This window comes from Phytohalomonas tamaricis (assembly GCF_003012345.1).
Classification (GTDB): domain Bacteria; phylum Pseudomonadota; class Gammaproteobacteria; order Pseudomonadales; family Halomonadaceae; genus Phytohalomonas; species Phytohalomonas tamaricis.
Map to the genome: position 1 here is coordinate 191777 of NZ_PVRV01000019.1, position 13205 is coordinate 204981.

The following is a 13205-nucleotide window of genomic DNA, read 5'->3' on the forward strand; positions in this document are numbered from 1 at the left end:
ACGACCTTGCCTAGCCTCTCATCGTATTGTTGTGGACTGAGCCTATTAATGACGATGAGCACAACGGGTGTCTTCGCCGCTGAGCGCTTCATCTGCGAAAGTGCCGGCAGTTCGTCACTCTCCTCGACTATCGATACAGACTCGGCCGCCAACGCGATTGCCAACACCCGCAGCGGTGCGTTACGCCCATCGCTCGGCATCGGCTATGGTCGGGACAGTTACGGGCATGGCGTTGGTTTGGGCTACGGCGTTGATCGTTTCGATATCGACCACCTCGCCACCAGTTCAGCGAGTGCCAATCGCGAGCTGCTCAAATTGATCATCGATCTGCAACATCAGGTCGAGGCACTGTCGCAGCGCGTCGATGCGCCGCAGTCGCTGATCTGTCGGCCGCTCTCGGACGACGAGATACAACGCCTCGATAGTGGCTCACACGCATCAGTGGCGCCCGACGTGCAAGCGCACACAGGTCAGCCTCGTTATGCTCGTGTCGATTTCGTTGAGGTATTCAGCGCCCCGGCAGCCGGCGCACGTAAGGTCGACACGTTGCGCCAGGGCGATGCGGTACAGGTCTTTGAACAGCGCGACGACTGGCTACGCAACACGCCAGACGGCGTGTTGCCCGGCTGGGTACGCGCAGGGCTATTGAGCAATGAGCGTTCACCATCAGTACCGTGACGTTTCTCAGCGCCAGCAACAGGCGTGCTTACTGCTGCCCCCACCGCCCACTGCGCTTCATTAGGAGACCAGCGCAACGGCTGATCGCGCTACCAGCCAGCCGTTGTAATAAGCGTATAGATTGTAAATTAGTGCAGAGGAAATGAGGTAACCGTATCGGATTCTGGTTCGGCGTTGGAGAAATCGAGCCCCGAAGCATCGGGCGCGGGCGGCGGTGCAACCTTGGCACTTATCAGCCGCATGATGAGCGCATCGACGCTCTGCTTGAGTCCCTGACGCAGACCATTTTCCAGCCGCCGCGCCGGGAGCAAATGCCCGCCGATCTGGCCCGTGCCGTGAGCATCGAACGCGAGCGGCTGCATGCGCGTCTTTGTCTCCCGCGCCGTGAGCACGTAGTGCATGGCGACATCGATCATCGCTGCATCATTGTCTTTTCGCTGCGCACCGACCAGTCTGGCGTCGAGTACGTAACCAGCATCGCTGCCCCCCTTCAGTCCGGCGCTGCTCAGGGCACGCTCGAGCAACGCCTTGAGCTGATCGTTGCTGATCGAGGCCGTGTCCAAAAGCGCGACATTGCCACCACTTACAGTGCCGATGCTGATGTTGTCGACCAGCAATGGCGATGCGGGGCTTTGGCTGGCCGGCGCGAAGCTGAACTCATTCGCTTCCATGGTGCGCTGCGCGCAGCCTTGAAGCCCTACCATCGCGATAATCAAAGACGTCGCCGCTAGAAGCCTTTTCATACTCATGATCCCAATCCCAGGTTAACCGCCATCATCGGATCGCCTCTTATCGGCCGGTGGTGTGTTTCCTGTATAGCAATGGACAAGGCATGCACAGGAGCGACTCAAGGCAAGCTCAACGCGGCCAACGGGCTTCTTCAAGATCATTTTCCTGAAGGGTAGTCACAACATGACTATGCTCTATCTTATCGTTAGAAGAAAAATTAGTCGTTTAAAATGATCTACCTAGCACGCGGCTTACACATCGCCATGTTCATTTGCATCTAACCCAGGGATCAACAACAGAAGATCATCAAAAAAAGACGTCCAAGACTAAAGGAAAGAAAATGCCACCCGATATAGACGATAACGAAGAAAAAAAAATGAAGGACTTCCAAGACCAGAAGGGCCCACGGCGATAATCGATACCGATTATGTTATTGGTCAGGACAACATTTTTCCAAAAGCGCTTGGCATCAGCTTCGACCTTCACGGCAAGGTTTTTGCGATATCTTCACTTGTCATCCTGTCGTTTGTCATTGTGACCCTAGCACTTCAGGATCAAGTAGAGCCTTTGCTAAATGGGACACGTGACTGGCTCACCGGCAATCTCACCTGGTTCTTCCTCCTCGCAGGAAATATCTTTGTTCTGGTCGCTCTCGGCTTGATATTTTCACCATTGGGCAAGGTCAGGATCGGAGGTCCTCACGCCAAGCCTGACTTTTCTTATATGGGCTGGTTCGCCATGCTGTTCGCGGCAGGTATGGGGATAGGCTTGGTATTCTATGGCGTTTCAGAGCCCATGAGCCATTTCTCCAGCTCGCTTGCCGGGACTACGGCAGGAGCCGATGGCGTGCGGACTGACTGGGCACCGCTGGGAGGCGCCGAAGGCGATGAAGCCGCGGCATTATCGCTGGGCATGGCAGCCACCATTTATCACTGGGGGTTTCATCCTTGGGCAGCCTATGCGCTTGTTGCCCTCGCACTGGCTATTTTTTCCTATAACAAGGGATTGCCACTGACCATGCGCTCAGTGTTCTATCCCCTGCTTGGCGAGCGGGTATGGGGCTGGCCCGGCCACGTCATCGATATTCTGGCGGTCTTTTCCACGCTCTTTGGCCTCGCCACGTCTCTGGGCTTCGGTGCTACCCAAGCGACTACCGGGCTCTCGTACCTCTTTGGTATCCCCAATAATGACATCACCATGGTTATCCTCATTGCGGTGATCACCCTGGTGGCGCTTGGGTCTGTAATGGCCGGGCTGGACAAAGGCGTTCAACGCTTGTCGATGATCAACATGGCCCTCGCCTTTGTGCTTCTGGTTTTCATTATTCTGGTAGGCCCGACGCTACTCATCGCGAAAGAGTTCTTCAGCAATACTGTATCTTACCTGCAGTACATTCCTGCCTTGTCAGTACCTTTTGGCCGCGAGGATGCCAACTACACTCAAGGATGGACAGCAGTTTACTGGTCCTGGTGGATCTCCTGGTCACCTTTCGTGGGCATGTTCATTGCGCGCATCAGCCGTGGGCGGACGGTACGTGAATTCCTGGTCTCAGTGCTGCTTGTTCCAACCTTGGTATCAATCCTGTGGATGACAGCATTTGGTGGTACCGCCATCAATCAGCTTGTCGTTGATGGTTATCAGGGCGTGCAGGACGCGGCCCTTGAATTGAAGCTCTTTGCCATGCTAGGCGAACTGCCGCTGGCTACTATCTCGTCCCTGGTGGGTATCGTGCTGGTCATCGTATTCTTCGTGACCTCATCGGATTCCGGGTCGCTGGTCATCGACTCCATTACCGCCGGTGGCAAGACGGATGCTCCCAAGGCACAGCGTGTTTTCTGGGCCATCATCGAAGGCGCCATCGCCATTGCCTTGCTGCTTGGGGGCGGACTCGGCGGGCTCCAGGCGGCCACTGTATCGACCGGTCTACCCTTTACCGTAGTATTGCTCATCGCTTGCTACGCCGTCGTCAAGGGTCTCATATCGGAACTGCACTCGGCGCGAGCGGCACAGCGCTAGCATGACGACAAGGCGCCGGCGGTTACCGCATTACCGTCGGCGCCCCTTCCCTCTCGATCCACTCCCTTCCCGTTCCCCATCCAAGCATCGTAGGTTCCGTTTCATGGCTGGCATGCCATGAAACTACCGGCTCGGTGGAGGACGCTTGCGTCAATGCGCCTCGATCAATGCGGTCATGTCCCGCGAGACCGCATCGAGCACAGTCGGCCATTGCAGATAGTTGCTCGCACTGCGGCTGTTGACCATCACGGCAAATGCTCCCCAGCGCCCCGTTTTGGTCCGGAAATAACCGGAGATTGCCCGCACCGGCACCGGCTGGTTCAGCGTTCCGGTCTTGATCATGACATGGCTCTGGAAGGTTTCGCTGCCACGCCGGATGAACCTCATCGGGCCATTGGTCGGCACCTGCATTCCGGCAACCAGCACTGGAAAAAGTGCCGGACGGTGATACATCGCATCAAGCAAGCTAACCAAGCCATGCGCACTGGTCTTATTTTCCGGCGTTAGCCCGCTGCCGCTGTTAAGCGTGACCGGCCCGTGATCAGGCACCGAATCGGCGACAAAGCGCTCAAGCGCGGCACTGGCACTAGCCAATGTCGCAGGCGTTGTTGCGGCAAGATCGAGCGCCAGCGTATCGGCCATGAAGTTATTTGAATAGTTCATCATCCGCAGCAGCAGTTCTTGCAGCGGCTTACCTTCGACAAAAGCGTAAATATGCGCAGAAGATGGAGGCTGTAGCTGTGTAGTCGCACTGCCACCGCTGACCTTGATCCCTTCACGATCGAGCAGGTCCTCAAGCGTGGCCGCACTCTGTGCTGCAGGGTCGGCGCTGCCACGATAGACAGTACGTGGGAAAGTATCCCGCGCCACCTGCCCCGACAGAACCAGCGTATCGACACCATTCGATGTCGTTCTCTGCGCGGCAATCGTTGTCCGCTGCCCCGCGGCTACGGTCTTGACCTTGTTGCGTACCTGCGTCAGGGGCTGGTCGCCGAAGCAGCCCATCACGCGTGCTTCTTGCCCCACGTCGGCGCTCGGCATGACACGAGCGCACCAGGTGGCGAAATCTACCGCTGCCGAGGATAGCTGGGCATCGTAGGCATGGCGTGTACTCGTCAACGCCGCGCAGCGGTCCTGTGTCAGACATTTGACCGGCCCGAAGCGCCATTGACTGATCAACAGCCGGCCGTCGATGCGCTTGATACCGTACTCCTTGAGGCCTTGCACCAGCGTCCAGTAATCTTCGGACGTCAGGCCCGGGTCGCCGCTGCCATCCAGGATCAGATCCCCCTGCAGCGTGCCCTGACTATTCACCAGCGCTGACGAGACCAGGCGCGTCTCGAAACGCTTCTGCGGCCCCCAGCGATCCAGGGACGCCGCGGCAAGATAAACCTTGGAGAGTGACGCTGGTGTCAGTTGCATCGAAGGAGACAGCGACCCGATCGTTTCATCGCTATCGAGCAGCCGCGCCTCGGCCCCGACCAGAAAGCCTTTGTCGGCCAGCTTTGATGCGGCTTCAAAGCCAGCGGCCGGGGCCAGCGATGCGAAACACATCAATGCAGCGCCAAGCCCCATCCCCAACCTCAAAGAGAGATGCGCTTGTGTACGTCTCAAGCGATTGAATATCTGTCGCCGTTGCCACATGAACCCCACCTTATGCCTTTGTCATTGACTTAATACACCTAGCTTAATGGGCATTCATATTCGAAAACAATTGTATGACGATGACACCAGCAATAATCATGGCAACACCCAGCACGGCGGCCCAATCCGGACGCTCACCGTAGACCACCATTGCAGAGATCATGACCAGTACCATGCCCAGCCCCGACCAGAGCGCGTAGGCGAGCCCTACCGGTACGCTTTTGAGTAGCTGAGCGAGCATGTAGAAAGCGATCGCATAGCTGATCACCGTGATCGCACTCGGCCCCAGCCGGGTAAAGGAATAGGAGGATTTAAGCGCCGTCGTGCCGACCACTTCAGCGGTAATGGCACAGGCAAGATAAAGATAGGACAACCATGTCATGATCAATATTCCTTTTGCAGACGACTGTGTGACCGGCCAGACACGCCCTGATCAGAATGAGGGCAATGCGTATTGCGCTTGTTCAACGTGGAAGTAAAGCAGGCCGATGCGGAAGCTCACAGGTTAGTCGCCACAGCCGTTGACCGCTTTCAGCGTACTTGCGCTCAAAAGGGGTTAAATAGCCGCCCTCGGGTGAGAAATTTTCCAATGTGGGCCGTACCTTTGCTGCCTGTGTCAGAGCAAGGGCAAATTCTTCGGCATAGACCGACCAGTTCGAGCGCAACTCCAGTTGCCCACCCAGCGCCACAATGGCAGGAAAGACAGGGTGCCCTTGCCAGCGCCGCTTCAGCTGCGCTGCCTTGGGGTAGGGATTGGGATAAAGCAGGTAGTGTCGTACCGGCTGCCAACCGGCATCTAGCGCCAAGCGCCAGAAATCGACCAGGTCAGCACGTACCAGCAAAGCGTTATCGGGGAAATCACCGTACTCGCGTGACAGATCACGTGATAGCCGATCGGCGCTGCGATCGATGCCGATCACGCTGTGGTCGGGGAAGCGTTCCGCCAGGCGCCGTGTAGACAAACCAACACCACATCCGGCATCAATGATGACCGGCAAACCTCGCGCCTTGCGCCAGTGCTCGGCGTAGTCAAATGCCTCCTGAGTGTGGTCGGCGACAGGCTTGCGCCAGGGCGTATCCAATCCGCGCGCAACGCGGCGCGCCAGATCTTCATGAGGGTGAACTTGAGACGTGACGATCGGGGATGAATTGGCGTGCATAGGAAGTCTGGACAATACTTAAGCAGATGAATAGTAAACGAACAATCGTAAGGAGCCATGAATGGAAGAGTGGGCAGCCGAGGCGCTGACCGCGACGGGATACTATGGACTTACGGCCTTCATGTTGCTGATCAACCTCTTCCCGCCCCTGCCCGCCGAATCCGCCATTCCGCTTACGGGCGCGTTAATCGAGCATCATCAGCTGACACGTATCGGCGCAATTGGGGTGGCCACACTGGGCCTGGTACTGGGTACACTACCCTTTTACATCGTGGGCCGAGTGATTGGCGAAGCGCGAATAAAACAAGCCCTGTCTCGCCACGGTCACTGGCTAGCCCTCTCGCCTAGCGATATTGACCGCTCTGCAACATGGTTCAAACGCTACGGCCCGATCATGATCCTGATCGGCCGCGTCATTCCCGGCATGCGATCACTGGTCTCTATTCCGGCTGGTTTCTATCGAATGCCTATCGGCACGTTTTTGCTGTACACCGCGCTAGGGTCGGCACTATGGGCTACGTTACTGATATGTCTTGGTAACTGGCTGTTCGATCGCTTTCCGGCCATCAATGGCTATACCGTCGTTGGCACGATACTCGCCATTTTCATCGGCCTGTACGCTACAAGATTGACGCGCCACTACATGAACCGCTCAAAACGCCGATAAAACACTATCGCATCGGTACGAGCCTATAGACCAGCGCGCCACGTGCAGCTCGGGATGACGGGTTGAGCGTCTATAAGGAGTGCAATGGCGAGAAGGTATAAGACACAACCTTTACCGCCTCGCATGACGGGCCCACCGAGGCAATGCTATCATCTTTTGAATAAGCTAGGCGGAGCCATCAACCGACGGCCCACCATTTTTTAGAATGTAATGCACAACGAGGTACGCGGCTTGTCACAGTTACCGGTGATTGTCGGCATGGGCGGCGTGAATGCTGCCGGCAGAACCTCAGGCCATCAATCCTACCGTCGCACGGTAATTGATGCCCTATCGGGTCATCATGAGCAGGAAACCCTGCTTGGGCTGGCATCGCTGATGAGGTTAGCTCACCGCGACGAGAACGGCCAATGGCATGATCAGGAGGGTAAAACCTGGGAGGCGGCCGATCTCGTCAGCCATTATCGTGAGTACATTCTCAAGCACACCTTAATCCGTCGCAACGAGCTTCCTCACTTCAATGAGGCTGGTATTACGGCGAACCGTCAGGCAACGCTGGCACTTGAAGTGCCGCTGACGTTCACGCTGCGTCGACGCCATCTGCCTGAGCACCCGCCCGAACAGTGGCAGATCAGGGATATCGATACGCGTCATGTCGAAGTCACTGTGCCTGCTGGCAGTCTCGATGCGCTATTGCCCGAACGCCGTGAGCCTCTCGTACACGCTGCGGCCCAACTACCTACTGGGTTTGAGCCTAATCAGTTTTATCACAGTGTGCACCACCCGCGTGCGCTCTCGATGACTATATTTGGCGCCTCTGATTGTATCGGTCAGAGCGGTTTCGATTGGCAGACGCTAAGCGATAGGCTTGATCCGGACCAGATCGCCGTCTATGCCGGCAATTCGATCGGTCAGTTCGATCAGGAAGGCTGGGCCGGACTGATGCAGAGCTACATCAGTGGCAATCGTGCCACCTCCAAGCAGATGCCACTGGGCTACAGCCAAATGCCGGCTGACTTCCTCAATGCCTATGTGCTCGGCAGCGTGGGTAGCACCGGTGCGTTGCAGGGGGCCTGTGCGACCTTTTTGTATAATCTGCGTCTCGCTGTCGACGATATCAAAAGCGGCCGCTGCCGGCTGGCGATGGTGGGCACCAGCGATGCGCCGATAACGCCTGAAATTATCGAAGGATTTCGCGTCATGAGCGCGCTGGCCGACGATAACAGTCTCAAGGCGCTCGATGCACTTGAGTTATTGACTGACGAGCACTATCAGCGTGCCTGCCGTCCATTCGCGCATAATTGCGGATTTACCATGGCCGAAGCGACCCAGTTCGTGATGGTAATGGACGACAGCCTTGCGCTTGAAACCGGTGCCGATATTCTCGGCTCGGTACCTGAGGTGTTCGTTAATGCCGACGGCTGGAAGCGTTCCATTTCCGCGCCCGGCATTGGCAACTATTTCACGCTGGGCAAGAGCGTAAGCTTGGCCCGTGCGATCCTGGGTGATGATAGGGTGCGTCAGCGTAGCTATGTTCATGCTCATGGCACTAGCACGCCCAAGAATCGTACTACCGAATCCCATGTTCTCGATGCAGTCGCCCGTGCCAATGGCATCAAGTCGTGGCCGGTCGCCGCAATCAAGGCTTATCTTGGCCACTCCCAAGGCAGTGCAGCTGGCGATCAGATCATGAATGCGCTGGGAACCTTTCATCATGGCCTTATCCCTGGCATTTTCACACTTGATGCCGTGGCCGAGGATGTCTTCGCCGAGCGGTTGGACTTTTTCCGCGAGCATCGCGAGTTCGAGGCGGATGTCGCCTTTATCAACTCGAAAGGTTTTGGCGGTAATAATTCCAGTGCACCACTGCTTTCTCCTCAGGTGACCGAACAGCTGCTGACGCAGCGTCACGGTGAAAAGGCAATGACGGCCTGGCGCAAGCGCCGTGAAAAGACCCGTGAAAACGCAGCGCACTATGAAGCGCAGTCGCTGAGCGGCCACTTCGCGCCTGTGTACCGCTTCGGACACAACGTGCTTGAAGGCCCAGAACTTGATGTGACTGCAGACGCCATCACTATTCCGGGCTACGCCAAACCGATGTCGCTGAAAGTGACAAACCCCTTCGGCACATTGACATAAGTTCAGCCTTGCCTGACATGACGCCTGGCCAAGCGCTTCACGTGAACGCGTGACTGTCCTTAGCCGCTCATTGTCACTACGCTGTAGATACGAACGAATTGTCGGAGCATGCGGGTTTCAGGTATTCTACGCGCCGGTTAGTGCCTGCCCGGCGCGTCTGAACATGGTATGCCGAGCGCAAGGCGACCTACCACGTTCATGAGACCCTCTCAGTCAGGAACCTCACATGAATATCGTGGTCTATCCCGGGACATTCGATCCGATCACTAACGGTCACATCGATCTTATCGAACGTGCCGCACAACTGTTTGACAAGATCATTGTGGCTATCGCAGAAAGCCCACGTAAGCAGCCCACGCTTTCGCTCGAACAGCGTGTGTCACTGTCAAAAGACGTGCTTGAAGGGCTGACTAACGTTGAAGTTGTTGGCTTTAGTGGTCTACTGACCGAACTGCTTGAACAACACAGTGCGCGGATTATTCTGCGCGGGTTGAGAGCCGTTGCCGATTTCGAATATGAATTGCAGCTGGCGAATGTTAACCGTGCTCAGGCACCTGGTGTTGAAAGTGTTTTCCTGACACCCGATGTTCAGAATTCTTATATCTCTTCGACCATCGTTCGCGAAATTGCGCGACTCGGCGGCGATGTTTCGAAGCTGGTACATCCCAAGGTCGCAGCGGCGCTGAAGGCTCGTTTCTCATCCTAAGCCCCAGCCACTGTGCCCTGACGCGTTTCGCGTTTGATACGAGGTAATTGCCCCATGTCCTTGATGATTACCGATGAATGCATCAACTGTGATGTCTGTGAGCCGGAATGCCCCAATAATGCTATTTCACCCGGTGAGGAGATCTACGTCATTGATCCTCACCTTTGTACCGAATGCGTGGGTCATTATGACGAACCGCAGTGCCAGCAGGTTTGTCCGGTCGACTGTATTCCGCTCGATCCCGGCCACGAGGAAAGCCGCGATCAGTTAATGGAAAAGTATAAGCTGATCACTGCAGCCTGAAAGCCTGCCATCGTGATGTTTGTCATGCCAAAAGCCCCAGTTCAGGGGCTTTTTTACTTTTTTATTAGTGGGTACTGCGCCTAGAACGTGTAGGTGGCGAAAACCTGAAACAGCTGCGAGGTATGGTCGGTATTGAAGGTCTGCTTGGCGCCACGATCAGGAAAGGCCACACCATAGACCCCTGACAGTGCGAAGCTGTCGGTCAGATTCCAGTCAGCGTAGAGATCGACTTCCTTGGCGAAGTCACGGCTGGTCACGCTGTCTGGCGTGTCCTTGTAGCGGAAGCGATAGCCGATGACGCCGGCTTCCAGGCTTTCATTAGGTTGAATTGACGCCCGGATCATATCTACCTTGAGATTGGAGTTGAACAGCATGTACTCGCCGACGATCTCGCCCATGTACCAGTTGCCCCAACCACCGGCGAAATCGTAGAACAGGGTGTCATAGTTTTCGCTGAACTCGGCGTAGCGGTACATCAGCTGCGGGGTCCATTTCACATTGCTGAAGGTATAGGTCGCCTGGGCGTACCAGCCGTCGTCGTTGATGCCTGCCTTGCTGTTATCCTCATGAACGTACTGCCCGCCCAGTGACAGGTCAGGAATCGCTTCGAACGGCACGCCCTTGGCGCGCAAGTTGTAGACGTCCATGCCCTCACGTGAGGCAGTATCGGAATGGTAGGTATGGACGTAGGCTGCGCCAAACTTGGCTCGCCCGTCCCAGGTGTAATCGACATTGGCGCCGTTGGCGTAGGTCTGCTGATCGGAGCCGCCCTGAACATACTGATCCTGCTTGAGATGAAACAGATCACCATGCCAGCCGTGGCTATCAATCGAGGCCACCACTGAATTCTGAAAGCCTTCACTCGGCCCGATGTAATAGCCGGCGTACTTTCCGGTATCGGAGTAACCATCGCCGACCAGAAAGCCATCGCCGAACTCGAACTTCTGACGCCCGAAAGAAAGGCTAAGGGCATCCTCACCAAGCGAATCGGCGAGCAGCGTGCCGCTGTTCCAGCCGAGATAAGCCAGATCGACACGGCCATGTTCGGGATGGCCCGGCGTGGCACCGTCGATGTCACCATACTGGTTACCGCGCGTCATCGATAGCACGCCCTTGACACCGCCAAACAGCCGACTGCCACCGGGCATGTCCGCCTCACCGGTCAAAATCGGCACCAGCGACGCCTCCCACCAGGCGGGATGACGCTTGGTGGTCGCCCCGCCGATGCTCTCGCGAGCGCCGAAGTTGGCGTTGCGCGTCACCGCACCGTAACCGTAGAGCGACAGCGCGCCATTAAGGCGGATGCCGCTTTGCTCGTTGTTGTAGAGCTCAATATCGGCAGGCGGCAGCTGGATGCCGGCATTAAGATAGTCGATATCGGTTACCGTCGTCAGTGCGTGCGCCAGCGGTGCCATACCACCGAGCAGTGATATTGTCAGCGTCCCTCCTAGCCACCCTCTTGAGTGAATCATGGTTATTCTTTCCTCTTATTCCGGCACTCAGTTACTCGCCTGTGCTTAGCAGCCACCATGAACATTTCTAATCCACAAACGCTAATCCTCTGAGGCATACGGCCCCATTACAGTGCATGGCATTCATATTAGTCGCCGTCTCGCCTGGAAGCCGGATTATCTAAAACAAGGCGGGTAATGTATGCACGCCGGCCACTTATCAGATGAAAGAATGAACCTTGCAGGGCAAGTCGTTATCATGATCTGTTTTTTAGCGACTCTCGTACCTTTTTAGTTATTTACTGAGCGAGCCCGTTTTGAGCGACACCCCTACGCCCTACGCCCAGATGCCTGCTGTCTGGCGTCTCTCCTGGCCAATCATCCTGTCCAACATCACAGTCCCGCTGCTCGGTCTGGTCGATACTACCGTGATGGGACATCTCGATGACACGCGCTATCTTGCTGCTGTCACGCTGGGCGCCACGCTGTTCAGCTTTCTGCTCTGGAGCTTCGGATTCCTGCGTATGGGGACTACCGGACTGACATCACAAGCGTTCGGCCGCGATGATCATCAAGCAATACGCACCTTGCTCGGGCAGTCGCTAATTATTGCACTGAGTATCGGGGTCGCTCTGGTCATCTTCGCCTCGCCGCTGATCGAGGCAGGCATATGGTTGTTGAAGGGTGATCCACATACCCAATTGCTGGCCTCAAGTTATGCCCATATTCGCATTCTGTCTGCCCCGGCAGTGCTGGCCAACTATGCCATCATCGGCTGGTTTCTCGGTCAGCAGAACTCACGCGTCACGCTGGCGCTGATGATGCTGACCAATAGCGTCAATATAATTTTCGATTTGATCTTCGTGGTCGGTCTATCCATGACCAGTGACGGGGTCGCCTGGGGCTCGGTGATTGCTGATTACACGGCACTTATCGCCGGTCTTTTCATGCTCACTCAGCGGCTAGGCAAACTCGAAGGTCATTTCCTGCTCGAGCCGCTGAGGCGACTAAGCGCCTACACGGAGCTCTTTCGCGTTAACCGGCACCTGTTTGTGCGCACATTGTGCCTATTGTTTGCTATGGCCTTTTTCACCTCTCAGGGCGCACAGCTAGGCAACGATGTACTGGCAGCCAATGCCGTACTGATGCAGTTCGTGATGCTGGTGTCCTATGGGCTCGACGGGTTTGCCCATGCTGCCGAGGCCCTGACCGGGCGGGCAGCTGGCCGACGCGACTGGACCCTTTTTGCTGCCTCAGTGCGGGCCTGTGCGATCTTCTCGATCATCATGGCCTGTGCCGCCTCACTGTTTTTCGCCTTCGGCGGCGATTGGTTGGTCGCCTTGCTAACGGATATTCCCGAAATACGCGCAATTGCAGCCCGCTATCTCGATTGGCTGACGATCATGCCGTTGATTGCCGTATGGAGCTATCTGCTCGATGGCGTATTCATCGGCGCGACAGCCACCAAAACGATGCGCAACACGTTGCTGCTCGCAGTCGCATGCTATCTACCGACCTGGTACTTCACCCAATCACTGGGCAATCACGGTTTGTGGCTGGCATTCACCGTCTTTACCTGTGTACGTTCGCTCAGCCTGGGATTGGCGTATCGCTATCGTCGGCGTCACGTCTGGTGCACCGAGCAGACAGCCCATACGTCATGAAATAGCACTAGATTTGTCATTTGTTAAACGCTTTACCGCAGGCAGTCCTAA

At 56.3% G+C, this 13205-nt stretch carries 12 protein-coding genes; 7 read left to right on the forward strand and 5 right to left on the reverse strand.

Translation table 11 applies throughout. The annotated features are described in order from the left end of the window. Positions 1–48 precede the first annotated feature (48 nt). Complete coding sequence (locus C3Z11_RS02840) at positions 49–678, forward strand: SH3 domain-containing protein (RefSeq protein WP_106476089.1); 630 nt, start codon at positions 49–51, stop codon at positions 676–678. A gap of 128 nt (positions 679–806) precedes the next feature. Here C3Z11_RS02840 and C3Z11_RS02845 read toward each other — a convergent pair whose 3' ends face one another. Beyond that, positions 807–1427 (reverse strand): hypothetical protein, encoded by a 621-nt coding sequence (locus C3Z11_RS02845; RefSeq protein ID WP_158700905.1) that lies wholly within the window; start codon positions 1425–1427, stop codon positions 807–809. A 391-nt stretch (positions 1428–1818) separates the two neighbouring features. On the opposite strand from C3Z11_RS02845, the gene C3Z11_RS02850 reads away from it, so the two are divergent. After that, positions 1819–3423 carry a BCCT family transporter gene (locus C3Z11_RS02850; RefSeq protein WP_106476093.1) on the forward strand — a complete coding sequence of 535 codons (1605 nt, stop codon included), beginning with the start codon at positions 1819–1821 and terminating at the stop codon, positions 3421–3423. A gap of 150 nt (positions 3424–3573) precedes the next feature. Here C3Z11_RS02850 and dacB read toward each other — a convergent pair whose 3' ends face one another. The 3 genes from dacB to trmB form a co-directional block, all read right to left on the reverse strand. Beyond that, a complete protein-coding gene (gene dacB / locus C3Z11_RS02855) occupies positions 3574–5067 on the reverse strand; it encodes a D-alanyl-D-alanine carboxypeptidase/D-alanyl-D-alanine endopeptidase (RefSeq protein ID WP_262927198.1) in 1494 nt (497 codons plus the stop codon). A 43-nt stretch (positions 5068–5110) separates the two neighbouring features. Next, complete coding sequence (locus tag C3Z11_RS02860) at positions 5111–5449, reverse strand: DMT family transporter (RefSeq protein ID WP_106476097.1); 339 nt, start codon at positions 5447–5449, stop codon at positions 5111–5113. Positions 5450–5531: 82 nt separating this feature from the next. After that, positions 5532–6227, reverse strand: a complete 696-nt coding sequence (trmB, locus tag C3Z11_RS02865; RefSeq protein WP_106476099.1) for a tRNA (guanine(46)-N(7))-methyltransferase TrmB — start codon at positions 6225–6227, stop codon at positions 5532–5534. Between the two features lie 61 nt (positions 6228–6288). On the opposite strand from trmB, the gene C3Z11_RS02870 reads away from it, so the two are divergent. The 4 genes from C3Z11_RS02870 (at position 6289) to C3Z11_RS02885 (ending at position 10039) form a co-directional block, all read left to right on the forward strand. Further along, positions 6289–6894: a DedA family protein gene (locus C3Z11_RS02870; protein ID WP_106476101.1), complete on the forward strand. Its 606-nt coding sequence runs from the start codon at positions 6289–6291 to the stop codon at positions 6892–6894. Between the two features lie 258 nt (positions 6895–7152). Then, positions 7153–9030 (forward strand): beta-ketoacyl synthase, encoded by a 1878-nt coding sequence (locus C3Z11_RS02875; protein ID WP_106476927.1) that lies wholly within the window; start codon positions 7153–7155, stop codon positions 9028–9030. Positions 9031–9256: 226 nt separating this feature from the next. Further along, complete coding sequence (coaD, locus tag C3Z11_RS02880) at positions 9257–9736, forward strand: pantetheine-phosphate adenylyltransferase (protein ID WP_106476103.1); 480 nt, start codon at positions 9257–9259, stop codon at positions 9734–9736. Positions 9737–9790: 54 nt separating this feature from the next. After that, on the forward strand, positions 9791–10039 hold the full coding sequence (locus C3Z11_RS02885) for a YfhL family 4Fe-4S dicluster ferredoxin (protein WP_106476105.1): 249 nt from the start codon (positions 9791–9793) through the stop codon (positions 10037–10039). Between the two features lie 80 nt (positions 10040–10119). Here the strand turns inward: C3Z11_RS02885 and C3Z11_RS02890 are convergent, their stop codons facing one another. Further along, positions 10120–11511, reverse strand: a complete 1392-nt coding sequence (locus C3Z11_RS02890; RefSeq protein ID WP_158700906.1) for an alginate export family protein — start codon at positions 11509–11511, stop codon at positions 10120–10122. A gap of 326 nt (positions 11512–11837) precedes the next feature. Here C3Z11_RS02890 and C3Z11_RS02895 point away from each other — a divergent pair, with 326 nt between their 5' ends. Further along, the gene (locus C3Z11_RS02895) at positions 11838–13154 is read left to right on the forward strand and encodes an MATE family efflux transporter (RefSeq protein WP_106476928.1); all 1317 of its coding nucleotides are present in this window, start codon (positions 11838–11840) and stop codon (positions 13152–13154) included. The last annotated feature ends 51 nt before the right edge of the window (positions 13155–13205 follow it).